General features: G+C 29.4%; 1 protein-coding gene. It reads right to left on the minus strand.

Translation table 11 applies throughout. The features are described from left to right. Positions 1–279, minus strand: a 279-nt coding sequence (locus QWJ41_RS22455; RefSeq protein WP_302710456.1) for a CRISPR-associated endonuclease Cas9 REC1/REC2 domain-containing protein, incomplete at both ends; no start/stop codon positions are given.

Raw genomic sequence — 279 nt, forward strand, 5'->3', positions numbered from 1 at the left:
CTGCTTTCTTTATTGCGAATACCATGAATTAACTCAGCTGATAATCTTCCCCAACCAGTATAATGACGTCTTTCCAGCTTTTTCACTTGTTCTTTGGTCAATAAATCACTGTAATTTTCTAGACGTTTTCTAATCATTTCTCTATCTTCAAATAACGTTAAGGTCAACACAATATCTTCTAAAATCTTTTCATTCTTTGAATTATCGAGAAAATCTTTATCTAAAATTTTACACAAATCATGATAAGTTCCATAAGAAGCGTTAAATACTTTATTTTCT

This window comes from Nocardioides cremeus, from assembly GCF_030518195.1.
Lineage (GTDB): Bacteria > Actinomycetota > Actinomycetes > Propionibacteriales > Nocardioidaceae > Nocardioides > Nocardioides cremeus.